Origin of the sequence: Symbiopectobacterium sp. (genome assembly GCF_047692315.1) — a bacterium.
Taxonomy (GTDB): domain Bacteria; phylum Pseudomonadota; class Gammaproteobacteria; order Enterobacterales; family Enterobacteriaceae; genus Symbiopectobacterium.
Genome location: NZ_JBLLJS010000028.1, coordinates 224,310 through 247,670 on the forward strand (window position 1 = coordinate 224,310; position 23,361 = coordinate 247,670).

The 23,361-nt window shown below is 54.0% G+C and carries 23 protein-coding genes and 8 pseudogenes; 18 read left to right on the forward strand and 13 right to left on the reverse strand.

What is annotated here, in order from left to right:
• Positions 1-64 precede the first annotated feature (64 nt).
• The 4 genes and pseudogenes from ACMZI0_RS17870 to ACMZI0_RS17885 form a co-directional block, all read left to right on the forward strand.
• Positions 65-424 (forward strand): annotated as a pseudogene (locus ACMZI0_RS17870) (EscR/YscR/HrcR family type III secretion system export apparatus protein); the annotation flags it as partial.
• 38 nt (positions 425-462) lie between these two features.
• Entirely contained in the window at positions 463-1,929 is a 1,467-nt protein-coding gene (locus ACMZI0_RS17875) for a hypothetical protein (RefSeq protein WP_415673956.1), read from the forward strand.
• Between the two features lie 274 nt (positions 1,930-2,203).
• The gene (locus ACMZI0_RS17880; RefSeq protein WP_415673957.1) at positions 2,204-2,383 is read left to right on the forward strand and encodes a hypothetical protein; all 180 of its coding nucleotides are present in this window, start codon (positions 2,204-2,206) and stop codon (positions 2,381-2,383) included.
• A 4-nt stretch (positions 2,384-2,387) separates the two neighbouring features.
• Positions 2,388-2,654, forward strand: coding sequence for an acyl carrier protein (locus ACMZI0_RS17885; RefSeq protein ID WP_415673958.1), 267 nt, complete (start codon positions 2,388-2,390; stop codon positions 2,652-2,654).
• Here ACMZI0_RS17885 and ACMZI0_RS17890 read toward each other — a convergent pair.
• The 4 genes from ACMZI0_RS17890 to ACMZI0_RS17905 are packed head-to-tail and all read right to left on the reverse strand — an operon-like array spanning position 2,639 to position 4,375.
• Positions 2,639-2,767 carry a hypothetical protein gene (locus tag ACMZI0_RS17890; protein ID WP_415673993.1) on the reverse strand — a complete coding sequence of 43 codons (129 nt, stop codon included), beginning with the start codon at positions 2,765-2,767 and terminating at the stop codon, positions 2,639-2,641. The genes ACMZI0_RS17885 and ACMZI0_RS17890 overlap by 16 nt on opposite strands.
• On the reverse strand, positions 2,713-3,384 hold the full coding sequence (locus ACMZI0_RS17895) for a sigma 54-interacting transcriptional regulator (RefSeq protein WP_415673959.1): 672 nt from the start codon (positions 3,382-3,384) through the stop codon (positions 2,713-2,715). Before ACMZI0_RS17895 ends, ACMZI0_RS17890 begins: the two co-directional genes overlap by 55 nt.
• Entirely contained in the window at positions 3,348-4,094 is a 747-nt protein-coding gene (locus tag ACMZI0_RS17900) for a PAS domain-containing protein (protein ID WP_415673960.1), read from the reverse strand. Before ACMZI0_RS17900 ends, ACMZI0_RS17895 begins: the two co-directional genes overlap by 37 nt.
• Complete coding sequence (locus ACMZI0_RS17905; RefSeq protein ID WP_415673961.1) at positions 4,085-4,375, reverse strand: hypothetical protein; 291 nt, start codon at positions 4,373-4,375, stop codon at positions 4,085-4,087. Before ACMZI0_RS17905 ends, ACMZI0_RS17900 begins: the two co-directional genes overlap by 10 nt.
• 394 nt (positions 4,376-4,769) lie before the next feature.
• Between ACMZI0_RS17905 and ACMZI0_RS17910 the strand changes: the two genes are divergently transcribed.
• The 5 genes from ACMZI0_RS17910 (at position 4,770) to ACMZI0_RS17930 (ending at position 8,753) form a co-directional block, all read left to right on the forward strand.
• Positions 4,770-5,465, forward strand: a complete 696-nt coding sequence (locus ACMZI0_RS17910; RefSeq protein WP_415673962.1) for an MIP/aquaporin family protein — start codon at positions 4,770-4,772, stop codon at positions 5,463-5,465.
• 73 nt (positions 5,466-5,538) lie between these two features.
• The gene (dhaK, locus tag ACMZI0_RS17915) at positions 5,539-6,603 is read left to right on the forward strand and encodes a dihydroxyacetone kinase subunit DhaK (protein WP_415673963.1); all 1,065 of its coding nucleotides are present in this window, start codon (positions 5,539-5,541) and stop codon (positions 6,601-6,603) included.
• A gap of 97 nt (positions 6,604-6,700) precedes the next feature.
• Positions 6,701-7,324, forward strand: coding sequence for a dihydroxyacetone kinase subunit DhaL (gene dhaL / locus ACMZI0_RS17920; protein ID WP_415673964.1), 624 nt, complete (start codon positions 6,701-6,703; stop codon positions 7,322-7,324).
• Between the two features lie 35 nt (positions 7,325-7,359).
• The gene (gene dhaM, locus ACMZI0_RS17925) at positions 7,360-8,193 is read left to right on the forward strand and encodes a dihydroxyacetone kinase phosphoryl donor subunit DhaM (protein ID WP_415673965.1); all 834 of its coding nucleotides are present in this window, start codon (positions 7,360-7,362) and stop codon (positions 8,191-8,193) included.
• Positions 8,163-8,753: a phosphoenolpyruvate-utilizing N-terminal domain-containing protein gene (locus ACMZI0_RS17930; RefSeq protein WP_415673966.1), complete on the forward strand. Its 591-nt coding sequence runs from the start codon at positions 8,163-8,165 to the stop codon at positions 8,751-8,753. Before dhaM ends, ACMZI0_RS17930 begins: the two co-directional genes overlap by 31 nt.
• Positions 8,754-8,821: 68 nt before the next feature.
• Here the strand turns inward: ACMZI0_RS17930 and ACMZI0_RS17935 are convergent.
• Positions 8,822-9,445 (reverse strand): annotated as a pseudogene (locus ACMZI0_RS17935) (LysE family translocator); the annotation flags it as partial.
• A gap of 147 nt (positions 9,446-9,592) precedes the next feature.
• The gene (locus tag ACMZI0_RS17940; protein WP_415673967.1) at positions 9,593-9,952 is read right to left on the reverse strand and encodes a hypothetical protein; all 360 of its coding nucleotides are present in this window, start codon (positions 9,950-9,952) and stop codon (positions 9,593-9,595) included.
• Between the two features lie 305 nt (positions 9,953-10,257).
• On the opposite strand from ACMZI0_RS17940, the gene ACMZI0_RS17945 reads away from it, so the two are divergent.
• The 6 genes and pseudogenes from ACMZI0_RS17945 (at position 10,258) to ACMZI0_RS17970 (ending at position 13,999) form a co-directional block, all read left to right on the forward strand.
• Positions 10,258-10,578: an HMA2 domain-containing protein gene (locus tag ACMZI0_RS17945; RefSeq protein ID WP_415673968.1), complete on the forward strand. Its 321-nt coding sequence runs from the start codon at positions 10,258-10,260 to the stop codon at positions 10,576-10,578.
• A gap of 22 nt (positions 10,579-10,600) precedes the next feature.
• Positions 10,601-10,978 (forward strand): hypothetical protein, encoded by a 378-nt coding sequence (locus tag ACMZI0_RS17950; protein WP_415673969.1) that lies wholly within the window; start codon positions 10,601-10,603, stop codon positions 10,976-10,978.
• Positions 10,975-11,256 (forward strand): hypothetical protein, encoded by a 282-nt coding sequence (locus tag ACMZI0_RS17955; RefSeq protein WP_415673970.1) that lies wholly within the window; start codon positions 10,975-10,977, stop codon positions 11,254-11,256. Before ACMZI0_RS17950 ends, ACMZI0_RS17955 begins: the two co-directional genes overlap by 4 nt.
• Positions 11,240-11,548, forward strand: coding sequence for a hypothetical protein (locus ACMZI0_RS17960; RefSeq protein WP_415673971.1), 309 nt, complete (start codon positions 11,240-11,242; stop codon positions 11,546-11,548). The genes ACMZI0_RS17955 and ACMZI0_RS17960 overlap by 17 nt, the downstream gene beginning before the upstream one ends.
• 34 nt (positions 11,549-11,582) lie before the next feature.
• Positions 11,583-11,885: a YtxH domain-containing protein gene (locus tag ACMZI0_RS17965; protein ID WP_415673972.1), complete on the forward strand. Its 303-nt coding sequence runs from the start codon at positions 11,583-11,585 to the stop codon at positions 11,883-11,885.
• A gap of 545 nt (positions 11,886-12,430) precedes the next feature.
• A pseudogene (locus tag ACMZI0_RS17970) lies at positions 12,431-13,999 on the forward strand (heavy metal translocating P-type ATPase).
• On the opposite strand, the gene ACMZI0_RS17975 reads toward ACMZI0_RS17970, so the two are convergent.
• From ACMZI0_RS17975 to ACMZI0_RS17990, 4 genes and pseudogenes are all read right to left on the reverse strand, one after another.
• Complete coding sequence (locus ACMZI0_RS17975; protein WP_415673973.1) at positions 13,996-14,718, reverse strand: peptidase; 723 nt, start codon at positions 14,716-14,718, stop codon at positions 13,996-13,998. The pseudogene ACMZI0_RS17970 and the gene ACMZI0_RS17975 sit on opposite strands and share 4 nt — an antisense overlap.
• A gap of 18 nt (positions 14,719-14,736) precedes the next feature.
• Entirely contained in the window at positions 14,737-15,546 is an 810-nt protein-coding gene (locus ACMZI0_RS17980; protein WP_415673974.1) for a transglutaminase family protein, read from the reverse strand.
• Positions 15,543-16,472 (reverse strand): alpha-E domain-containing protein, encoded by a 930-nt coding sequence (locus tag ACMZI0_RS17985; protein WP_415673975.1) that lies wholly within the window; start codon positions 16,470-16,472, stop codon positions 15,543-15,545. The genes ACMZI0_RS17980 and ACMZI0_RS17985 overlap by 4 nt, the downstream gene beginning before the upstream one ends.
• A pseudogene (locus ACMZI0_RS17990) lies at positions 16,466-17,815 on the reverse strand (circularly permuted type 2 ATP-grasp protein); the annotation flags it as partial. The pseudogene ACMZI0_RS17990 and the gene ACMZI0_RS17985, both read right to left, overlap by 7 nt.
• Positions 17,816-17,929: 114 nt before the next feature.
• Here ACMZI0_RS17990 and ACMZI0_RS17995 point away from each other — a divergent pair.
• Both ACMZI0_RS17995 and ACMZI0_RS18000 read left to right on the forward strand, forming a co-directional pair.
• Positions 17,930-18,268 (forward strand): zinc ribbon domain-containing protein YjdM, encoded by a 339-nt coding sequence (locus ACMZI0_RS17995; RefSeq protein ID WP_415673976.1) that lies wholly within the window; start codon positions 17,930-17,932, stop codon positions 18,266-18,268.
• 154 nt (positions 18,269-18,422) lie between these two features.
• Positions 18,423-19,131: pseudogene (locus ACMZI0_RS18000) on the forward strand (sulfite exporter TauE/SafE family protein).
• On the opposite strand, the pseudogene ACMZI0_RS18005 reads toward ACMZI0_RS18000, so the two are convergent.
• Positions 19,109-19,735 (reverse strand): annotated as a pseudogene (locus ACMZI0_RS18005) (CBS domain-containing protein); the annotation flags it as partial. The pseudogenes ACMZI0_RS18000 and ACMZI0_RS18005 sit on opposite strands and share 23 nt — an antisense overlap.
• A gap of 98 nt (positions 19,736-19,833) precedes the next feature.
• Positions 19,834-21,035: pseudogene (locus tag ACMZI0_RS18010) on the reverse strand (alpha/beta hydrolase).
• Between the two features lie 299 nt (positions 21,036-21,334).
• Here ACMZI0_RS18010 and ACMZI0_RS18015 point away from each other — a divergent pair.
• A complete protein-coding gene (locus tag ACMZI0_RS18015) occupies positions 21,335-22,066 on the forward strand; it encodes an FCD domain-containing protein (RefSeq protein ID WP_415673977.1) in 732 nt (243 codons plus the stop codon).
• 104 nt (positions 22,067-22,170) lie between these two features.
• Here ACMZI0_RS18015 and ACMZI0_RS18020 read toward each other — a convergent pair.
• A pseudogene (locus ACMZI0_RS18020) lies at positions 22,171-23,277 on the reverse strand (mannitol dehydrogenase family protein); the annotation flags it as partial.
• Between the last annotated feature and the right edge of the window lie 84 nt (positions 23,278-23,361).

Here is a 23,361-nt window from a genome sequence, read left to right on the forward strand (position 1 = left end):
GGCTCGTTGGCAGTTGAGGTAAATAGTATGCACGGCGCTGCAACGGGGCAACTGGATTCAACTTATGCTGAGTAATGATGTTTCATTAATTATACTTCTTTCCTTTTTTACACTGCTACCTTTTATTATCGCCGGTGGAATCTGTTTTATAAAATTCTCCATTGTGCTTATCATGGTTCGTAACGCGTTGGGAATTCAACAAGTTCCTTCAACGTTAACCTTGAATGGCATTGCTTTGATTATGACTGCCTTTGTTATGATGCCTGTAACACAGAATATGTTGAGGTTTGTCGAAAATAATAATATCAATTTTAATGATACATCGTCAGTCACCTTGTTTATGGATAAAGGGTTGGAAAGTTACAGGAGCTATCTGGTTCATTATTCTGAACGCGATCTTGTTCGTTTTTTCTACAAAGTCCAGGTTTCTGGCGATATATACAGGCTGATGTGTATCATCGAATGAATAGAGAATTATCCCAGCCTGAAAATATAACTGATAATATTGCTGGGTGTGCTAATGAAGATGTTGCACTAGCCGTGAAGGATTTCATTAAAGCCCCAGATAAAGTCGGATGCGTATATGGTTTCATCCATACTCAGTCGCAGGCCTCGCTTCCTGAAGAGTTACGTGATGCCAAGACGACAGTTGAATCTCGTGAGATTTTTAAAAGTATATTGGGTATGCTTTCTACTAAGGCTGAAAATTTCTCATCCACAGAAAAAGTGTGTTATCAAAAATTATGTGACCATCTTTCTTCCGAAATAAAAAATGAACAGAATGAAACAGACACAAAAATCAGTCTAAAAAAGCAGATAAAAAATATTAGCAATGATGATAAACAATTTTGGGTAGAGGTTTCTCCGCTGCTTCAAACCTACGGCAAAGAGATATTGGAAGACCTCACCGCGCATATGCTCAATCAATCGATCAATGCCTGGTGTGAGTATCATAACGTCACCGATCGTGACGAGGCACGCGAGAATATTGAGCAGATTTTTGATACCACTATCCGTATGTGTTTTAACATCATTGATGATGAGGTCATGGGGATTGCCAAAGAGGCAAAATCTGCTATTCAGGATCGCGAGGAAATCCATGGGGCTTTTATGCGCTTTGGGTGCATGAAGGTTTTTGATGCTGTCGCATCGATCCCATTGGCACTACGGCGGCAGGCTCCTATTGGTGCCGGAAAACCGAGTACTTCGGAAAAAGCGGCAGGAACGGCAGACGCAGAGAGCAACATAAACGGACACCAAACACCGAAAATGTCGTCCTCACCCGGAAATATTACTGTTTATGGTGGTAATGCTACGGCGACATCTTACGGTGGGAATACACCAACTACGCCGCCCGATCCTTGGAGTTCGATGACAGAAAAGCTTTTGGCATCAGATAAACTTAATAAAGATCAATGCTTTTTGTTTTTAAAAGATCTGATTGCCACGATGGGCGAGCGCCGCGAGGCCTCGCCGAGTTTTTTTAGTCGCTACCCGCTGCTAAGCCGCTTGAATGGTATCAGTTCGCAAGATTTACCGGCATACTCGACGCTGCCTAATGGGCATGGTGCTACTCACTCCTCATCGGACAGTCAGCTTGATGCGCAGCGCGTCCCCAACATGGTGTTACCCGCAGCCTATTCTTCATCATTGAACGCTGCTGTGGCACAGGCCTTCTCCCAGGAAACTGGTAACGTGGAGCCCTCAGCTCCGACGGTTGAAAGGGATTTTGTACCTGACAGTCAGGTCAAACGACGTCCTTCAACCAGTAGTTCTATTGGCTCCGGTATATCGACCATGTCGCCGCCGCGTTCGCCACTGGAGAATTTCAACATTGGTACGCTGTCGCGCAAGCAGAACATTAACCCCCTGGCATCACTGGGAACGTATCGTAGAATCAGGCACCGATCTTTCCGCTGCGATTGCTGAGAATGGGCACGCGGCGAATGATGACCTTCACCTGACAGAGACAGCGAGTCGTTCGGATTTAGCCTCTTCAGCGGGGAGTTCCTCATCAGGTATCAACATGACTGATTTAACATTGCTTAAACGCTGACTTGGCGAAGAAGTTAAGGAAAATGAAAAGGAAACGGCGAGCATTAATAAGCTGATCCTGAAGGCGGGCGGGCTGTATACCCAAACGCTGGAGCACTTCCTGGAACGGGCATTCCTCGCCGAGGCCGGTACTGAAGTACAAAGTGATATGCAGCAGGCCTATATCAATGAATCATTTCGTAAGATGCAATTGCATGAAGACTTTTTCCAACTGAGCCGTAGCGCTCAAGCGCTGGTCGAGAAATATGGGCTAAAACGCGGTTCTCGGGTTTTTACCACCACGCCGGGAGTAAGGCGCTCCTTATCAACGCAAATGTCACGAGGATGAGGGTGTGATAAACGGGAGTAACAATGAGCACCTGGTAAAGGAATTGATTTATCAGGTGAGCGGCATCCCTATTGACCGCATTGGGTTGGAGGACAGTTTACTCGTCACATTGGGATTGGATTCGGTCGAGATGATCGATTTATTGATGCGTCTTGAAACATTCAGGGTGACTATTCCGTCGACGCAGATTACCGCTGCGCTTAGGGTACGCAATATCGTTGAATATCTTGCAGCGGCTTCCTGCCCTGAGGGTGTTCAACGTGTCTTGTAATCAGCCAGATTGATACTAAACAGTTTGAGTTTACGCCACAGGGATGTGCGGCCGATTTTCAACGTTGAAGCCATTTGCGAGGCCTTATCCCGGCAGCGAACAGCCGCCTGAATAAGTGCATCTCGTTCCATATCTTGCAACGAATGGGGCTGAAGGTTGGTCTCTTGCGCTCCCGTAAAGCAGGCACATGAATATCGAACGATTGCAACTCGTACAGCAGATGACGGCGAAAGCGGTTTTCCTCAACAAACTGATTGATGTCCACATCTGTGGTGGTGCTCAACCTGACATCCAGTGGCACCAGCATCTGGTTCGCTTTGTTGAGCAGCCCGGTTTTCAACAATTGTAATAACGCCGTTTGTACTTCATGTGTCAGATACTCGACATTTTCTAATAGCAAGGTGCCGCCTTTAGCCAATTCAAATTTTGAAATAGACGGTTTATCCGCATAAGCCTGACTGCCAAGAAATTCGCTCGCCATTGCCTCACGCGGTATGGCCTTGCAGTTGATGGTAATAAAGGGCCTGTCCCGACGCTCGCTCGCATTATGAATGGCCTGCGCCAGATAGGCTTTGCCAAGCCCCTCTTCTCCATGTAGCAGCACGGAACCACGTCCCTTGGCTGCTGGTTGGGCAAGGCGTACCACACGCCGAATGGCGCTGGATGTGCCGACATAATCAAGATCGTCAAATGTCAGACGCGCATAAGCACCGCCGTGGCGATGAACCAATTCTCGAATGTGATCAATCGGGTGCAACAGCGCGATGTAACGATCGGGGTATTGGCAACGCCTTTAACAATTTTAAGCGACATCGCCAGCGCGATGAAAGCGCCCTGGAATTCAACGGCGGTTTCGAACAGGTAAACATCCCGGTTCTCTGTGATGGCATGGGTGATACGCTGCGGTAATGTCAGCGTATCTTGAATGTTTTTCCCCAATAACTTCTCACCCTTAACATTGAGCAGGTCGCTGCCATTTTTGTTCAGATAGAGGATTGTGCCCTTATGATCCCAAGCGAGAACGCCTTCTTCAACACCATCCAGTAAGGCGTGCACTTCACTTAAATGTTGGTTGGATTCCGCCAGAATCATATCAGCATGCAATTTTGCACTGATTTGCTGCGCGGTAGAATGCACCAGTGCCGAAACTGTGTCGCTTTCGTCCAGCAGAATCAGCCCAACCGCGCCCATCACAGCGCTGTAGCTGTCGAAAATTGGGGTGGCGAAACAGGCGAATTGGTGCAGGGACTGATTGAAATGCTCATATCCTTGCAGACTCACAGGTTCATGCAACAGAAGTGCCGTAGTGACGGCATTGTTCCCCATCATACCCTCCCGCCAGTAAATGCCCTCACCAATCCCTAACGCCATCAGCCGTTGGCTCATGGCGGGGGTTGCGTGAAAGCTCAGTGTGCATCCCGTTTCATCGGTCAGCAGCAAGGCACATTCCGTGGTAGTGAGATAGGCAAAATGTCCTCCAGTATCGGAGAAGAGATATTGATCATTTCGGCACGGTTACGGCACAGAGACTCGAAAGTAATGCCTTTGGCGTAGAGTGGCGTTGACCAATGATCATGGCGCTGTTGTCGGCGGCAACGCAGCCAGGATTCGGCGATGTAGGGTTTTAGCGTGAGATGTTCCATGCTGGCGGCATCGGCATATTTTATCGGATCGGGTGTGATGAAATCGTGCCAAAGGGTTTTCAATTCAGAGCGTGTCACAGGTATCTTCTTTAGCGCGTAGCCAGTGGAAAATATGTAGCGTATTTATGTTTCATTTTAGAAATATTTCGTTTGTTCTGTGACCTGTGTCGTCAACAACGAGTGACTGTTGCATAAAAACAATAGCTATGCTTAATTAATTAAATTTCATTGTTTTTATTTTTTACTCTGCAAGAGTGTGAGCCACTACACAACTTTTGTCACAGTTTGACTGGCATCAAATAAAATCGCGTTTCGCTCTTTTTATGTTTCTTATTGGAACGTTTTTATATTCAGGAATGTTCCTGAATTGAACATAAAAATATTTTTTACAGGCTAGATTCGGCTTCCTACTCTCATCGTGTTCGTTAAGTCACGTGGGTAACCCCTCAACCTAAAACGAAAGGAAACAGCGATGAACATTTTTCTTGCAGAATTGATTGGCACTATGGTGCTGATACTGCTTGGCAACGGTGTAGTGGCCAACGTGGTACTGGCACGAACCAAAGGGGGCAATAGCGGCTGGATCGTTATTACTGCCGGATGGGGATTTGCCGTCGCCATCGCCGCGTATATCACGGGCTGGGTGAGCGGTGCGCATCTGAACCCGGCGGTCACCTTTGGAATGTGGCTGTATGGCAGCATGGCATTGGCTTACGTTGTTGCTCAGTGTATTGGCGCTTTTCTCGGCTATCTGACTTACAAACGTCACTACGACGTCACCGAAGATGCAGGCCTGATTCTGGCGACCTTTTCCACCGGGCCTGCGGTACGCGACTTTAAGTGGAACTTGGTCACAGAAATTATCGATACGGCTGTTTTAGTCTTTGGCGTACTGGGGATTTTTAATTCGCACAACGGAATCGCCTCCGGTTTTGGTCCGTTCGCGGTAGGGATTCTAGTTTACAGCATCGGTTTGTCGTTGGGTGGCCCCACAGGCTATGCCATCAACCCCGCGCGCGATCTTGGACCACAAATCGCTCATGCCCTGCTGCCGATTAAAAACAAAGGGCATTCTGACTGGGAATACGCCTGGGTGCCGATTGTCGGTCCGCTGATCGGCGGTGGCATCGGTGCGCCGTGCTACAAATTTTTACCTGTTTTTGCCTAACGGGCGGAACTCCGCTCACCCATGGAAATCGTCTTTTCCCCAGCGAAAGGGCGGTCATCAAAGAGGAAGGGTCATGAAAAAGCTAATCAACAAGGTTGATGATGTTGTCAGAGAACAGCTTGAAGGTTTCGCACTCGCACACCCGGATTTGACGGTTAACACCGAGCCTTTCTATGTTTGCCGACGCTCGGACAAGCCCAAAGTGGCGCTGATTTCTGGTGGGGGCTCCGGGCATGAGCCGATGTACGCCGGGTTTGTCGGTTTCGGCATGCTGGATGGCGCGTGTCCCGGTCATATTTTTACCTCTCCAACGCCCGACCAGATGTATGAATGTGCGCAGAATGTCAGCAACGAAAATGGCGTGCTGCTGCTGATCAAAAACTATACCGGGGATATCCTTAATTTTGAGACCGCCGCTGAACTGCTGTACGGTGAAGGTATTGCCGTACAGGTGGCGGTTATTGATGACGACGTTGCGGTGAAAGACAGTTTGTACACTGCCGGTCGACGCGGGGTCGCGACCACCGTGCTGGCGGAGAAACTGCTGGGGGCAGCGGCAGAAGAGGGGTACAGCCTGGATCAGTGCGCCGCGTTGGCCGTGCGTATTGCCAATCAGGGCCGTTCCATCGGCGTCGAGCTCTCCTCATGCACGGTGCCCGCAGCCGGTAAGCCCAGTTTTTCTCTGCCCGAAGATGAAATCGAATTCGGCATTGGTATTCATGGAGAACCGGGTATCCGTCGGGAGAAATATACCGATGGTGACACTATCGTCAGCGCGATGCTGGATGAAATTCTCGATAACACGCCCTATGTGCGCACGTTGCGCCAATGGGATCGAGAAAAAGGTGAATGGCTTGACGATACCCGCACCACGACCCCGCTCAACGCAGGCGACAATGTTATTGTGTTGGTGAACGGGTTGGGGGCCACGCCAGCCTCGGAGTTGTATGGCGTTTATCGCAAAGTGGCGGAAATTTTGACGGCGAAGCAGATCAACATTGCGCGCAATCTGGTGGGAACCTATTGCAGCGCGATTGATATGCAAGGCGTTTCTATCACGCTGCTAAAAGCGGATGACGAAATGCTCTCCCTGTGGGATTTCCCGGTCAGCACCCCGGCTCTGAGATGGAAAATGTAGTTAAGTCAGGAGCTCTGCCGCCGTTGGCGGCAGAGCTCGCGGAGATGCGGGGGGAGCCTGCGTCTGGCGTTGGTGCGGTGAGAACTGAGGTGCGACGATGGTGGTAACGAAAAACAAGGTGATATTCTGGCTAGATGCGGCGGCCGATGTGTTTGAACAACAAGAATTTCTCACCGATCTGGATCGTGAAATCGGCGATGCGGATCACGGGCTGAACATGAACCGCGGCTTTCGGAAGGTAAAAGAAAAACTGCCGACGCTGGCGGATAAAGACATCGGCACCATTATGAAGAATACCGGCATGGTGCTGCTTTCTACCATCGGCGGCGCCAACGGACCGCTGTACGGCACCTTCTTTATCAAAGCGGCAGAAACAGTCATGGCAAAAGAAGAGCTGACGGTGACGGATCTCTACCATATGTACCAAGAGGGAACAGAACGTATTATTGCGCGCGGTATGGCGCATCCCGGTGATAAAACCATGGTGGATACGCTCAGCGCCATTGTGGAATCACTGAAAGCCCGGCAAGAGAGCCCGCTTTCCTCTGCGCTGGCGGACACGTTGCAAGCAGCGGAGCAGGGAATGAAAAGCACAATTCCAATGCGCGCGGCAAAAGGTCGGGCCAGCTATCTGGGGGAGCGCTCCATCGGACATCAGGATCCTGGCGCGACGTCCAGCTACCTGCTGTTTAAAACACTGTGTGATGTCGTGGATATGTGATGCCCCGATAACCCGATTGGGTAAGGCTGTAGAAAATGGTCAATATCGTGGTGGTTTCTCACAGTAAGCGGTTGGCGGAAGGGGTAGCTGAGTTGGCTGCGCAGATGACGCACGGCAGTGTGAAATTTGCGGTGGCCGCCGGCATTGATGATCCAGAAAATCCGATTGGCACCGATCCTATCGCTGTGATGACGGCCATTCAGGAGATGCAAGATGAAGATGGCGTGCTGGTGATGGTCGACATGGGAAGTGCGATTTTAAGCACTGACATGGCGCTGGAACTGCTGGGTGAGGAGTATGCGACCCGTGTGCACGTCTGTGCTGCTCCTCTGGTTGAGGGGACGATCGCCGCAGCCGTTGTGGCGGCTTCCGGTGGCGATATCCGCCAGGCCATTACAGAAGCGCATCAGGCGCTGGTGGCGAAATATCACCAGTTGAGTCAGGATGATAAGCTAACGGCGGCCATCTTGCCTGTCGCCTTGACGGCGGAGGTGCCCGCGTCGGCGCTCACCTTCTCCTGGCGTGTGGCAAACCCTGCGGGGATTCACGCGCGTCCGGCCTCGGCCATTGCTACTTGTCTTAATCGCTACAATGCCGATGTGCAGCTGGTGAAAGGCGCTCAGACGGTGAACGGCAAAAGCGTGAATAACATTGCGCTGTTGGCCATCAAACGCGGCGACGAAGTTACGCTGCGAGCGAGCGGCGAGCAGGCGCAGCAAGCGATTGATGCCTTCTCGTCGCTGGCGCAGAATCATTTTGGCGATCGCCTTGAAGCAACTGACGCTCCTTGTGCGCGTTCCTTGCAACATCCTGTTGGTGAGCTTGTTACTGCCACCGTGTGTCGCACAGAGCATGTGTTGCCCTCCTGACGCGGGCGATTGATGCTGCCGCACAAGATCTGGATGAACTGTTTGCATTTACCGCGCAACGTCTTTCTGACAAGGAAGCGGGTATCTTTATGGCGCAGCGCATAATGCTGGAGGATGGCGAGCTGTATGACGCGGTCGCCGAGCGGATGCGGCAAGCACCGAGGCCCGTCGACGCATTGTGGCTGGCGGTGATCGCCTCGCTGGCGCAGGAGTATCAGGGGATTGAAGATACCTACCTGCGTGAACGCTACATCGATATCTATGATGTCGGTCTACGGGTTTGGCGACATTTGAACAACCAGCCGGACAGCGTGGTTACGCCCTGTCATACGCCAATGGTGATTGTCGCCAATATACTGTTGCCTTCTGAAACGGTGCAGTTGGATCCCGCCTGGATCAAAGGCATTTACTTCACGGACTGCGGCAGAAACTCTCATGCGGCGATTTTGGCGACGGCATTGGGCTTATCGATAAACCGCGTCATACGCAGGTACTGCGTCACGGAGAGGAAATCGCCTTCAATGACGACAGCGGTGAGATCAGTCGAGCCTAAGACATAAAAGTCAATATTGTCGTCCTGCGCCATTGGGCGCGGGAGAGCGAAATACGAAAACGACCCGTGTCGTTGCCGACTGGAGATCGCCAATGCCGATCCTGCCAGCATAAACACGCCGCCGGTGGCGCGGTTGAGCAACGCCATGCGGCGCGGGTTACTGAATACGCCGGACAGGCGTCGTCCTGTGCTGGCATAGAAAAACATAATGCTGAAATCAAACAGCACCCACGTCAGTGCCAGAATGGCAAACTGGAGCGCATGAGGTTCTGTGGTGCTGATAAAGTTGGGGAATAGCGCAGCAAAAAACAGCAGATCCTTCGGGTTGCTGATACCGACTAAAAAGCCTTTACGGAACAGCGCAACGCGCGTGGGGGACGCTTCCGTTTGCACCTGTTCGGGCGTGTGGGCGCTTGCTGCTGAACGCCATGAGGCAATGCCGAGCCAAATCAGATAGAGTGTGCCGACGATTTTCAAGATCATAAACGCTGTTGTTGAGGCGGCCAATACCGCCCCCAATCCCAGCGCCGAAAGTGACATCAGTATCAGGGCTGTGGTTACGCCTCCCAGTACGGTTGCGGCAGCGCGTCCACGGCCGTAGCGTAAGCCGTGCGTCATGCTAATCAGCGCTGACGGGCCGGGAATGGCAATCAAAGCGGTAATCACGCCAACAAAGGTGAGCCAGAGGTGTAGCTCCATGTTTTCTCCAACCAAATACGTGTAACGGGCACAAAGGCTACCACCATACGCTATGCTCTCACATATAGCACGCGGTGCCCAAACGGTATTTATACCGTCATACTTCACGTTGTCGTTGCGTTGTGGCGCTCGTTATATCGGCGGCGTTTAGCGCACAAGTGTCACCAGGCGTTTGACCAGCGGACCTTTGATCGCCATATCCAGCGTCATCAGTGCCAGCCCTTTTGCCAGTGAACGGGTGTAGCGATGAAGAGAACGATCGATGTAGGTTTGGTTTCGGGCAACGGAAAGCCACCCTTCCGGCTCAATGTGCGCCAATAGCGTATCGCCAGACAGGATCTTGCTGTCGAAACAAATCGCCACAGAGCCGGCATAGTGCCGATGCGTAATCTCCTGCACACCGGCAATCTGACGCAGTTGCGCAATGGTTTCGGTCACGCGTTCCGGGTTGCGCTGAATATATTCGGAGCGAATTCGATTCTGAGTTTGATGCAGATAGGGAGACATGTTGCCGCGACTCGTAAGGATTGGAATGATAACAATTTACATTATCGTAGTGAGAGTGTCTATCACCTCTGTTTATCGCACGAATTGATAAAAAACAAACAACCTGCAATTAACTGCATAAATCTTAAGTGGTTCTCCTAACGTTACGTTATTGTGACGTTGTCTTCGCGCAAAATATTTACATTCCTGACGTCGTGGCATGGGCAACCTTGTCGCCTCGTGTTGTGCGCGCTGCATGGGTTGATGTCGCACGAGGCTGAAGCGGCATTGATGTCGGTTGGCAAAGGGAGGCTGTAGTCACCGTTATGGCGGCAGATGATTTGCAGAGTTTGATGGCGCTACGCCGTTTCGTCACCGTAGCGCACCATATACCGGGGCGTATTCGCCTCAGTTTTACCAATCGGTTGGTCTCCGCACTCAGCCAGAGCAGGTTGGCTGCGCTGCAATCGCTGTGTCACCCTGATGGGTGCCTGAAAACGTGCAGCATCAATGCTGCAACCGGCAGTGTGGTACTGGAATATTGTGCCAATAAACTCTCACCAACACTGCTGACACACCTGTTTGGTCACGATGATCACGCCGCACAGCAGGCGCTGACGCAAATTCAGGCCGTGCTCTCCCAGTAAACTTAGTCAAGCGAGGGTCGTTATGAGTAATGATAATAATCCTGTGAATCAAGCTCCCTATTTCCCGCCTTATGGCTATCCCTATTACGTGCCGCAAGGCGATCCCGCCGTGCAAGGCGCTTTTCCTCCGCAGCCGGTATGGTATCCGCAGACTGCCCCCGGCGCCTTGCCTCCCGGCTATTTCCCGCCAGGTTATCCGATGCCGGGGTATCCGTTCCCCGGGAATGCGGTACCTCAGGTCCCGCATCACCACGGACATCATGCTACGCCGGGTGTAGATTGGAGTACACATGCACAAGGCGTGGTTGAAAATGTGATTGGGGAACAGGCCGGGCTGTTGAAAAACCTGAATTCAGCACCATCGGTGCAGATGACAAAGAGTTTTGGAAGGGGGCGATGATCGGCGCGGCTGTCAGGCTGCTGTTGACCAATGACAGTGTGTGCCAAACGCTGACGCAAACCCTGGCAAGTGCAGGTGATCTGCTTAAGACCGGCAGCGATAAGGTGAAATCTACCGTTGCCAGCGGAGCCGAAAGCGTGAAAGAGAGCGTTGCCGCCGGTAGCACCATTTTTCGCGATACCGTGAAGGCGGGTAAAGCGGAATTTCAGGCCTCGGTAGAGCGCCAGCGCGCAGCACCTCCTGCGCCTGAAGAGACGCCGAATGAGCAACAACCGTGATGCGCTGAGCCCCATCAGTCGTGCGGTCGTGGCCGGTGCGTTGGTGGGTACCACGACCTCTTGCATCGAACAGTGGCGGCGTTACCAGCGTGGTGAAACCATGCTGAATGAAAGCGCTGTCAAGGTGGTGAGCGGGGCGGTGATGGCCGTGGCCAGCGCCAGTGCCAGTGCGGGGCGGCCTTTACTCACCTGGTTGACATTGGCGAGTGCCGGTGTTGCCAGCCTCTATGTGCTCGATGCCATGCAGCGGCGTGAATCGTTACAGGACCAACCTGAAGAAGGCGCGCAATAATGACCCCTCCCTATATGCCTTATGTTTACACTTAATGCCTTATGTTTACGCTTATCAGTTGCCGAACGGACAGGTTGCCTATGCCAGCTACCCGCCTGCCACGCCACCGGCACCCTATCGTCAGGCAAACAGCAAAACCCATTTTGTGACCGGCGTAGTGGCCGGCGCTGCGATTGCGTATTTGCTGACCAATCCGCAGGTGCAACAAGGGGTTGCCACTACGGCAAAAAAAGCGTGGGGCACGGTGCGCGGTGAAGTGGAAGAGTTAAAAGAGCGGCTGGCGGATCTCCAGGCCGAGCTGGATTACTACCGTCAGCAGGAGAATGACGCGTCGTGACGGCGCTCTCTTCAGTGCCCGAACGGGAGGTGGCCCTCTCGCCGGGTATTCGTGTGGTGCACCGACTGCCCGGGCGTTTGCAGCTGCGTATGGCGCTGTTGGTGCGCTTTCCTGGCGGGGCAAACTGGCTGCGTCACCAACTGTTGGCGCTGTTGGGTGTCATGCGGGTGCGTCTGCGCTCAACCATCGGCTCGGTTATCATTGAGTACCATCCAGCACAAACCAATGAATCCGTGTTGTTGACGCACGTGGCCGGTTTTGATTGGCAGCAACGCACCGAGAGCGAACATGAGCCGGAGTATTGCGGCGGTGATAATCTGCTCAACGCGGGGGGCTTGCTGTTGGCCCAGTGTCTGCCTCGACGCTGGGCGGCGTTGCCAACCCTGCTGCTGACCGGGGAAACGCTGGCTGAAGGCGTGTCCTCGCTGACGCGACGTGAATTGAACATTGAGGTGCTGGATGCGCTGGCGGTTGGGCTTTCCCTGTTGCGCGGCGATAACCGCACCGCGATGCTGACGCAAACGCTGCTGACGCTGGGCGAGTACATGGAGCAGGAGACCAGCCGTCATTCCGATGCGTTGCTGGCCAGCCTGTTACGGCCGCAGGAACACACTGTGTGGGTCAAGCGTGCAGGGGAACGTAGCCAAATTCTTTCTTCTGCGCTGACGGTCGGAGACGTGATGCTGTTCGGGCCGGGGGACACCATCCCGGCCGATGGCAAGGTGTTGCGCGGAGTCGGACTGATTAATCAGGCTTCGATGACCGGTGAGAGTGTACCGGTGCGGCGAGAAAAAGGAGCCTGGCTGTATGCGGGTACGCAGGTGCAGGAAGGCAATATTGCCGTGCAGGCGGATCGGGTAGGGGAAGATTCCTCCATTACCAATATCCGCCGCTTCATCAGTGAATCGTTAAGCCAGCAAAGCGAAACGCAAAAAGTGACACAGGCGATGGCCGACCGGCGCGTGGCGATCACGCTCGGCGTGGGTGGGGCGGTGTTTGCTCTGACGCGCGATTGGCGGCGTCTGGCATCGGTGTTTTTGGTGGATTATGCCTGTGCGCTGAAGCTGAGCACGCCGATCGCGTTTAAATCCATCATGTATCGCGCGGCGCAAAGCGGTCTGTTACTTAAAGGCGGGCGGGCGATTGAACAACTCGCCGCCGTCGATACGGTGGTCTTCGATAAAACCGGCACCCTGATGCACGGCGATATGCAGGTGACGGAAGTGGTCAGTTTCGATCCGGAGCGGGCCTGGGCGGAGCGCTTGCTGGAGATAGCCGCCTCTGTCGAAGAGCATAGCAACCATCCACTGGCAAAAGCCGTCGTTGCGGCAGCGCATCATCATGCATTGCCCCATATCAACCACGGCGAAGTAGAGTATGTGATTGCGCACGGGCTGCTGTGTGAATTGGATGGCCACCGCATGGCGATCGGTAGCCGTCATTTTCTGGAAGCGCATTATCAGGTGATTTTCTCGCCTTATGAAGCCGAAATTACCGCGCTGGCTCAGCAAGGGTGCCATTTGCTGTTTATCAGCCTTGATAAGCGGCTGGTCGGTATGATTGGTTTGCAGGACAACGTGCGGGTGGAAGTGCGTGAAGTGATTGCACAACTTCGCCAGTCGGGTATCGATCGTATTGTGCTTTTGACTGGCGATCGCGTTGAAAAGGTGCAGCAACTGGTCCACGCGTTAGCGATTGATGAGTGTGTGGCCGAATGAACCCCTGAGAGCAAGGTGGATGTGGTTCAGGCACTGCAACAGCAGGGGCGTAGGGTGCTGTTCATTGGTGACGGGGTGAACGATGCGCCGGTGCTGGCTCAGGCGGATGTCGGCCTGGCTATGAACCAGAGCACCGAGCTGGCTCAGCAGGCAGCGGATGCGGTGTTGATGCAGGATAACCTGAACGATGTCGTGCTGGCGCGCGAACTGGCGCTGGAGGCGATGAAGCTGGTACACAACAACATTGCCCTGACGGAGTGGGTGAACAGCGGCATCATGCTGACGGCCGCGTTGGGTGGGCTTTCGCCGGGAGGCAGCGCGCTGTTGCATAATGGCACCACCCTTGCGGTATTGCTGTGCGCGCTGGCGGCCAGACGAACGCCTGTGGCGAGCTAGAGCGAAAACGGCGGCAATTGGCGGAACGTATTCTGCAATCCTTCCGACCAGGCTTTGCGAATAGTCGCGAAGTAGGGGTCATCTTCGGTAACACGGCGCTGCCCACTGGCATCAAAGCTGTCAGTGCGATAGAGCATGACATCCAGCGGTAGCCCGACAGACAGATTGCTGCGCAGCGTCGAGTCAATGGAAATCAGCGCACAGCACATCGCTTGCTCTAACGTGGTCTCCATGGTTAATACGCGGTCAATGATCGGTTTGCCGTATTTGCTTTCACCAATCTGGAAATAGGGCGTGTCGCGCGTAGCCTCAATAAAATTGCCCTCAGGGTAGATATGAAACAGCCGGGGCGCTTCTCCGGCGATTTGCCCACCCAATAGGTTACAACCGAAGTTGGTGGTGCTGGCATGTTGTTGCATGCGGCTGTCACGATCGACAACTTCGCGCAATGTGGCTCCGACCAACGTCGCCGCATCATACAGGGTAGAAACCTGTAACAGGTTTGGCTCGCTGTTGCTGCGCATACGCGTTTCCAGCAGGCTGACAATGCTTTGTGTAGTGGCCAGGTTCCCGGCGGACTGCAACACCAGTACGCGATCGTCGTGGTGAATCACATGCAGTTTTTTAAACGTTGCAATATGGTCCACCCCGGCATTGGTGCGGGAATCCGAAGCGAACACCAGTCCGTCCGACAGGCACATGGCCACACAGTAAGTCATAATCCGATCATCTCATGGTTATTGCTGCTGCGCCTGTTGTGAAAAGCGCCGCACTTCAGCTTCAGAAAACAGCATTTCGCTTCCGCCACCCAGTCGACTGCCGCGTATCGGGCAGGCATCCAGATAGTCCAATCCGGTCGCCAGACGCAAATGCTGTGTCAGGCTGCGCGAATTGTTGGTGATATCAAAACTCAACCAGCGTCCATTCAGCCACACTTCCGCCCAGGCGTGCATCGCCACGTGGCGTGAATCCGGGCTGTGAACGTAACCGCTTACATAGTGCGCCGGAAGGTGCAGGCTGCGACAGCAAGCCAGAAACACGTGGGTGTGATCCTGACAGACTCCCTGCCCGCGTGTAAAGGCCTGCGCAGCGCTATCTTGCACCCGCGTTGCGCCGGGCGTGTAAGGCATGCTGACCAACAGCGCCGCCATCAACGCGTTCAGGCTCTCTTCAGCCGCTTCTGGCCGGTAGTAGCGTAGCGCAAACTCGCGAATGGGCGCATCCGCCTGCGTGAGCGGCGTGCTGCGCAGGAACACCAACGGTGACAGATGCTCCGCCTCTGGCGCGATATCATCGTTATCGGCAATGTCTACCACACCCTGAGCGTGAATGACGATTTCCTGATGCGGATGATCCAGCGTCAGCACATGCAACACGTTGCCCCAGGTATCGGTAGTGGTGACCGCAGAGCCATCAGACAGCGTCAATGACCATGAGGCCACGCGCTGACGGGCGGAATCACGCGGCGTCAAACGCAGATACTGGGTGCTGAATTTCACTTTCTCATCATAGCGATAGCGCGTGAGATGATTAATGGTCAGTTTCATACCGTCTCCAGATAGGTTTGTCGCACGCGGTCAGCCAGCGCGTTGATACGGGCCAGCAGCCCGGTGAGATAGACTTGCATATCCGATTGCGCCAAATCCTCTCGCGTGCTGAAGCGCAGATCGACATTCAACTGGTGTGCCAGACGCAGCGGCAGGTGAGAGCGGGTGTTGGCGATCTGTTCCAGCTGTCCGACAACGTCTTCGATGCAGGCACGCAGTAAGCGCGGCACGTCGTTACGCAGGATCAACAACTCGGCGACCGTATCGCGTGTCACCGGCTGGCGATAAATGCTGTTGTAGGCTTCCCGTGCGCTGACGGCGCGCAGCAGCGTATCCAGCCGATAGTATTCACGTACCGGGTCGGTGTCGTTGTTGAGCTGCTGATCTTTGAGCAACAGCAGTTGCGTGGTGGCGAACGCCCGCTCGATCAGCGTGCCGATACGGATAAAGCACAACGCATCGTTGCGCAGCAAGGTGCCAAACACCGCACCGCGAAACAGATGCGCGCGATCTTTTACCCAGTCGAAAAAGGCGTCGATACCGACTTCCTCCACGCCTTTTTGTCGCAGCGTGCGCAACTGAATGCGCGTGGTGTTAATGCACTCCCACACCTCTGCGGAGAGGCTGCCGCGCACCGCGTGGGCGTTGTTCCAGGCCATTTCTACGCAACTGTAGATACTGCTGGGGTTATCGCTGTCGAGGGCAAAAAAGTTGATCAGGTTTGCCATGGAAAATTGCGGATAACGCGCCTGAAACAGCTCATGGGTCAGGGAGAGATTGAGCGGCAACGCCAGATCGCGCTGCTGCTGACTGTGGCGCGGCACCATCGAGAGCTTGTAGGTGACATCGAGCACGCGGGCGAAGCTTTCCGCTCGCTCCAGATAACGCGCCATCCAAAACAGTTCACTGGCTGTACGGCTTAGCATGATTCGTCATCCTCCATTACCCAGGTGTCCTCGGTGCCGCCACCTTGTGAAGAGTTCACCACCAGCGAGCCTTCGGTGAGCGCCACGCGCGTCAACCCACCCGGTACCAGGCGGATCTCCTGACCGTAGAGCACAAAGGGGCGCAGATCGATATGGCGCGGGGCCAGTCCTTGCTCAACAAAGGTGGGACAGGTGGAGAGCGCCAGCGTTTCTTGCCCAATGTAGTTCGCCGGGTTAGCCAGCAGGCGCTGGCGAAATTCCTCTATTTCGGCGCGGCTGGCGCGTGGCCCTACCAGCATGCCGTAGCCGCCTGCACCGTGAACTTCCTTCACCACCATCTGATCCAAATTGTCCAGCACGAAGCGCAAATCCTCCGGTTTACGGCACTGCCAGGTGGGGATGTTGTTCAATAACGGCTCTTCACTCAGATAGAAGCGAATCATCTCCAGTACGTAAGGGTAAATGGATTTGTCATCGGCCACGCCGGTACCGATGGCATTGGCGAGCACCACGCCGCCTGTGCGATAAACCGACAGCAGACCCGGTACGCCGAGCATCGAATCCGCGCGGAACGCCAGCGGATCGAGAAAGGCGTCATCAATGCGGCGGTAGATAACATCCACTTTACGCGGCCCGGCGGTGGTACGCATATAAACCGCCCCCTCCTTGATAAACAGGTCGGCACTTTCAACCAGTTCTACCCCCATCTGCTGTGCTAAAAAACTGTGCTCGAAATAGGCACTGTTGAAACGTCCCGGCGTCACCACCACCACGCAGGGATCGTCTACCGGTGAGCTCTCGCGCAGCGTTTGCAGCAGGTAACTGGGGTAGCGCTCCACCGGCGCGATATGTTGCTGGGCAAACATATCCGGATAGAGACGCATCATCATTTTACGGTTTTCCAGCATGTAGGAGACGCCGGACGGAGTGCGCAGGTTATCCTCTAGGACGTAATACTCGCCGTCGCTGTTGCGCACCATATCGATGCCGGTGATATGGGCATAAATTTGATTGGGCAGGGTGATGCCCTGCATGCAGGGTTGAAACTGTTCGTTAGCCAACACCTGTTCAGCGGGAATGATGCCGGCTTTGAGGATGTGCTGATCGTGATAGATGTCGTGCAGAAAGGCATTCAGCGCCTTGACGCGTTGACGAATGTCGCTGTCCAGTTTGCGCCACTCTGCCGCCGGAATAATGCGCGGCACACTGTCAAAAGAAATCAGTCGTTCGGTGCCTTCATCGTCACCGTAGACGTTAAAGGTAATCCCCACCCGATGAAACAGCAGCTCTGCCTGCTCCTTCTTCTGCCGTACCGATTGCTGATCGGTGCGTTGCAGCCAGCGCCGTGCTGTTGCAGGGTGTTTGGCTGTGTGCTGTGGGCGAAATAGGGTAAAATAGCGACAAGGCATCATGTTTGATTATGATTTTATTTTTTTTGATTTTTCAGGAGTCATGCCGTGTCAACCTTACCAAATTGTCCAAAATGCGACTCTGCCTTCACCTGGCAGGCTGATGAACAGCTGAATTGTCCTGAGTGCGGCCACGAGTGGTCTCTGAACGCCGAGACGGCTGACGACGACGGGCTGGTCGTGCGCGATGCCAATGGCAACCTGCTGGCCGATGGCGACAGCGTGACGGTTATCAAGGACCTGAAAGTGAAAGGCAGTTCTTCCACGCTGAAGATCGGCACCAAAGTGAAAAGTATCCGTCTGGTGGAAGGCGACCATAACATTGATTGTAAGATTGATGGTTTTGGCCCGATGAAGCTGAAATCCGAATTTGTGAAGAAAAGCTGAGTTTTCTGTGCTGTGCGCCGCGTTTGCTGCGGCGCGAACGGTTCCCCTACAAGTCTTTCCTGAGCCACCCTCAATAAACGCCGCATCGCGCTTTTGCTGCGATGTGCGTATTTTCGTCTTATACCTCGGAATAAACGGCGAATAAGGAAAAGGGATGGTTACGATCCTCGCAGTATTTTTGTTGGCGGGCATATTGTTGGCCTCGGTTTGCCGACTGTTGCCATGGGACTTTTGGCGCTGACCATGCCTGCGGCAAGCGCCGCAGCGCTGCTGCTCATCCCCTCTTTCGTCACCAACCTGTGGCAGTTGCTTGCCGGACCGGCATTTTTATTGCTGGCACGGCGTCTTGGCAGCTTTCTGGTTGCGATACTGGTGGGGACGCTGTGGGGCGGTGTACCAACCTTAGCGGAAGCGTCGCCATGGGCCCCGTTTCCCTTGGCGCGATGCTGGTGGTTTACGGCCTGTGGGGGCTTATCGCGCGCCGTTTGCCCGAGCCCAGTCGCCATGAAGTCTGGCTTTCTCCGGTAATGGGATACATCACCGGGGCGATTACGGCTGCAACCGGCGTGTTTGTGATACCCGCAGTACCCTATTTACAATGTCTGGCATTGAAGAAAGACGATTTGGTGCAGGCGCTCGGACTGGCGCTTTCATTAGCGCAAAGCGGCGGCTTGCCGGTGTTGAATCTGCCGGTATCGCTGCTGGCGCTGCTCGGAATGATGCTTGGGCAGCGCCTGCGACAGCATATTGGCGAAACATTGTTTTGCCGCTGCTTCTTTCTCGGATTGATCGCGCTGGGGGGGGAACCATGGTGCTACGTGTGGGAGGATGATGTGCTTGCGCCAGCCAGCCGTCGGCCGTAGCTTTAAACGCGTAGCAATCTCCGCCCACACAGTCGCGCGGTTGCCATGCCAGACACCAGTCAGCCAGCGCGGCCGACATCGCCTGCGAAGACGTGGACATCATCGCTTGTTGAATAATGCTATCGTAATCAATGCTTTGCATGATCTTCTGATGTTGTTGCAGATGCATGTCCGACACTGCTTTGATCAGATCGATACCCAGCCCAATGCCGAGATAGGTGCCTTCGCGGGTGATGATAAAACCATCGGTGAGGGATTTATCCCCGGAAATAACCGTTTGATCTGCCACTGCATTCAGCGAGGCATTGGCATCGACAATCAGCGGGTTTTTGTCCATAAACGCGATGCAGCTTTTTTTGTCATACAGCTCGCGATAAAACGGGCGTGACATTTGTGACAAAAAAATATGCCGGTTGATAAGCCCGAACGGCCTGCCTTTTTCTACCACCGGCAGACTCACTAATTCTTTGTATTTGTTGAAAAGTTGCAATACCGTGGCGTTATCTGTCTCTGGGCTGGCCTCCGGCGTAGAGACACATAAATCGGCGGCCTTGGGAGAGCCTCGGTAGGGTCTGTTCAGCGATAACTCGGGCGTGGCGTCCATGGGGTCACTATCATTCCAGTGTGGGGGGAACCGTATTCCCCACACACTTTACCAGGTCTTGATGAACCTATTATGACGCTCGGTTTTCTGATTGTGTATCAAGGTGAGGTGGTTGTGACGTTTTCACTGTTCAACACGCTTGCCATCACCTGGTTTTGCCAGTCGAAATAGGGGTTAAACGTCAAGCGGATATGCGTTTTACCCTGTTCCTGATAGCCCCAATCGGAATACCATACGTCCTCTCTTTCCTTACAGTTGCCAGCGGGCGCGGAAGGGCCGTTGGAGCAAAGGCGCAGCGTACCGGCTCGGCTATAGAGCGGGTTATCGGGAGAAAACAGCACCGACATATGAGAAAACTGGCTGATGCGCCATTCCGGCAGGCGATCGGAACGCACCAGCACTCGCTCGGATACGGGCGTGGAAGGCAAATTACCATACCAAATCACGCGGCTGGCCGGGTGGGGAAATGCCTTGTCGAATGAGCCAGCATGGCGGCGGTGTCGAGCACAGAATCGTGCTGCGCTAGCGCCATCAGTACGGGTTTGTCGTAGGGGACTTTTGCCAGCAGGTGGAGCACGCTGGCACTGGAATAATAAAACTGCGCAAAACCGTTGGTGGGCACACGCAGATAGCGGGTGGCAATCTGTTGCGGTTGCCCTGGTCGCGGCGGTCGCAGCCAGTCGGTGACCGTTGCTAATAGCGGCGCCAGAAAATCGAGCGGTTCATCAGAGCGAATAGCGGGAGAAAACAGCACAAGCCCCTGTATTTCCGGATGCTGTAAGGCGTATTCCAACACCAGATTGCCGCCCGTGGAGAAGCCACCCAGATAGACTTCGCCGACTTCCTCACGTAATAAAGCGGCTTGCTCAGCCACCATGCGCCGCCAGTCCTCCACCGAAACCAGCATCAGGTCCGCTGGCCGTGTACCGTGGCCCGGCAGCAACACGGTGCGCACCAGAAAGCCCCGTTGTGTTAACGCGGGAATGATATCGGTAAACGAACCGGGGAAATCCCCCAGACCATGTACCAGCAATATACCCTTGCGCGCGGTCCCCACGGGGCGGTTTTCCGACGGTGTATTCCAGGTTAACTCCAGCGCCTTATCCAGCGTTTGAAAATGCCGATGCTCCTCTACCCAGCGGGTGGTTTCTTGCTGATAGCGGGCGAAAGTTGGCTGACCTAACGAGGTGATAGGCGGCGGTGTGCGGCTACAGGCGCTTAATAACGCCAGCAGTAGCAACATAAACAGGCCGCGCCAGCCGAGCGCGCCAGAGAAAAGCGCAGAGCGCATCAATGCCATCGATGAATCCATTTTTGTCCGGTGAAATAAGCGAAGGGCACTACCGAACGGATAATAGAGAATGGCGGATTTTTCGGCAACGAATTTGCATTCGCTTGCAGCAGTGGTCAACCGCAGTTGTAAGCGGTCAGCTAACTTGTGCGCGCTTTGCGTGCTGGCGGATGCGGTTTGTTAAAATGCGCACCCAGTGGCAATTTATGTGACAGGTTCATGTTATACTTGCGCCAGATTTGAGTATTTTTTATTCTTTGGTCAGGCCAATTTTGCGCCATCGTTGTTTGTGAAGGAAAAACAATAAGATGAGATTATATCAAGACATTGGTAACAAGATTCGGACAGATATTCTGGATGGCAAATATCAGGTGGGTGATCGTCTTCCTCCTGAACGTGATATCGCAGAGAGTTTTTCCGTAAGTCGCAGTGTGGTGCGTGAAGCCTTGATCATGCTGGAACTTGAGAAGCTGATAGAAGTGCGTAAAGGCTCCGGCGTGTATGTCATTCAGATTTCGACCGAAGATAAGAACCGCAATGCTGACAGCGGTTACGGTCCGTTTGAGCTGATGCAGGCGCGTCAACTGCTGGAGAGTGAGGTGGCAGCCTTTGCGGCCATGCAGGCGACCAAGACCGATATCCTTAAAATGAAGCAGGCTATCGATCAGGAACGTCAGGCGCTGGACAATGGTAGCGTTGATGAGCGCGCGGATGAGCTGTTTCACTGCCTGCTGGCGCAATCGACGCAAAACAGCGTGCTGGCCAATATGGTTTATGAAGTGTGGCAGGAGCGTAAACGCAGTTCCATGTGGCGCGGTCTGCATTCACACACGGTAGATTTCAGCTATCAGCGCCAGTGGCTGGACGATCATCAACGCATTCTGCGTGCCCTGACACGCCGTGATGCCAAACAGGCGCGTCAGGAAATGTGGCAGCACCTGGAAAATATGAAGCACAAACTGCTGGAAATTTCGGACGTAGATGACCCGGCGTTCGACGGTTACCTGTTTGAATCGGTGCCAGCACCGCAGGAAACGTGATAGATAATCTGCAATTTTAGCGCACGAAATTTTGCGCTGAAGCTAACATACGCTTCAGCGCCCTTCGACGCGGTAAGGTCAAGGTCAAAAGCAATTCGCTTTACTTACAATGTTGATACCGCCGCCTTTGCGCCTTTTTCACTCAGCAGCAGGTATGCTTTGGTGACACGGCGCACAAATTCTTCGTTTTTCGCCAGGTCATCACCAAAGATGGCATTCAATCCCAGTAAGCCTTGCACGCGTGCTGCACCGTCTTGCGTGGCATCGACGATAGCGCGCAGTTGATCGGCCATGGGGTCACGCACGTCGATTGGCTGACCGGCATCGTCCACGCCGCCCACATAGCGCATCCAACCTGCGATACCCAGCGTCAGGCAACTGTAATCGCTGCCGTTTTGCAGGTGCCAGCGCACGGATTCCACCATACGCTGCGGCAGCTTCTGCGTGCCGTCCATCGCAATTTGCCAGGTGCGGTGTTTCAGCGCCGGGTTAGTGAAACGGGCAATCAACTGCGCGGCATAGCCCGGTAAATCTTCGTTCACGTGCAGCGTCGGTGCCTGCTCTTCCAGCATCAAACGCTGAGTGGCACGGCGGTAGTGCGCATCGGCCATACAGTCGTTAATGTGCTCGTAACCTGCCAAATAACCCAGATAGGCCAGGAAGGAGTGGCTGCCGTTCAGCATACGCAGTTTCATCTCTTCGAACGGGAGAACGTTATCCACCAGTTGTGCGCCGGCCACTTCCCACTGTGGGAGACCCGCAACGAAGTTGTCTTCCACCACCCACTGAATAAAGGGCTCGCAGGCGATGCCCACCGGATCGGCGACACCGATGGCCTGTTGCACTTCCGCCAGTGTTTCCTGCGTGGCGGCAGGTACGATACGATCCACCATGGTGTTAGGGAAGGTGACATTGGCTGCGATCCACTCCGCCAGCTCAGCGCTGCGCAAACGTGCCAGTTCCAGCACCGCGCGTTTCACCACGTTGCCGTTTTCCGGCATGTTATCGCAGGAAAGCACGGTAAAGGGTTGCAGACCACGTTCACGACGTACGCGCAGCGCTTCTACCAGCAGGCCCGGCGCAGAAGCTGGCGCGGTGGGTAATTCCAAGTCTTGTTTGATCAGCGGGTTATTGATATCCACGCCACCGCTGGTGCGATCGATGCAGTAACCTTTCTCGGTAACAGTCAGGGAAACGATGTTGACTGTGGGGGAGTGATCATTTTTACATAGTTAAGGGAGAGAGCTTGGGATAGCGCGACGCCTTTAATGGCGCGGCTTTGATGGGATTTCAGG

Coding starts and splice junctions, on each gene's coding strand:
- ACMZI0_RS17875 (WP_415673956.1), top strand. CDS start 463: ATGAATAGAGAATTATCCCAGCCTGAAAATATAACTGATAATATTGCT.
- ACMZI0_RS17880 (WP_415673957.1), top strand. CDS start 2,204: ATGCAGCAGGCCTATATCAATGAATCATTTCGTAAGATGCAATTGCAT.
- ACMZI0_RS17910 (WP_415673962.1), top strand. CDS start 4,770: ATGAACATTTTTCTTGCAGAATTGATTGGCACTATGGTGCTGATACTG.
- dhaK (WP_415673963.1), top strand. CDS start 5,539: ATGAAAAAGCTAATCAACAAGGTTGATGATGTTGTCAGAGAACAGCTT.
- dhaL (WP_415673964.1), top strand. CDS start 6,701: ATGGTGGTAACGAAAAACAAGGTGATATTCTGGCTAGATGCGGCGGCC.
- dhaM (WP_415673965.1), top strand. CDS start 7,360: ATGGTCAATATCGTGGTGGTTTCTCACAGTAAGCGGTTGGCGGAAGGG.
- ACMZI0_RS17940 (WP_415673967.1), bottom strand. CDS start 9,952: ATGTCTCCCTATCTGCATCAAACTCAGAATCGAATTCGCTCCGAATAT.
- ACMZI0_RS17945 (WP_415673968.1), top strand. CDS start 10,258: ATGGCGGCAGATGATTTGCAGAGTTTGATGGCGCTACGCCGTTTCGTC.
- ACMZI0_RS17950 (WP_415673969.1), top strand. CDS start 10,601: ATGAGTAATGATAATAATCCTGTGAATCAAGCTCCCTATTTCCCGCCT.
- ACMZI0_RS17955 (WP_415673970.1), top strand. CDS start 10,975: ATGATCGGCGCGGCTGTCAGGCTGCTGTTGACCAATGACAGTGTGTGC.
- ACMZI0_RS17960 (WP_415673971.1), top strand. CDS start 11,240: ATGAGCAACAACCGTGATGCGCTGAGCCCCATCAGTCGTGCGGTCGTG.
- ACMZI0_RS17965 (WP_415673972.1), top strand. CDS start 11,583: ATGCCTTATGTTTACGCTTATCAGTTGCCGAACGGACAGGTTGCCTAT.
- ACMZI0_RS17975 (WP_415673973.1), bottom strand. CDS start 14,718: ATGACTTACTGTGTGGCCATGTGCCTGTCGGACGGACTGGTGTTCGCT.
- ACMZI0_RS17980 (WP_415673974.1), bottom strand. CDS start 15,546: ATGAAACTGACCATTAATCATCTCACGCGCTATCGCTATGATGAGAAA.
- ACMZI0_RS17985 (WP_415673975.1), bottom strand. CDS start 16,472: ATGCTAAGCCGTACAGCCAGTGAACTGTTTTGGATGGCGCGTTATCTG.
- ACMZI0_RS18015 (WP_415673977.1), top strand. CDS start 21,335: ATGAGATTATATCAAGACATTGGTAACAAGATTCGGACAGATATTCTG.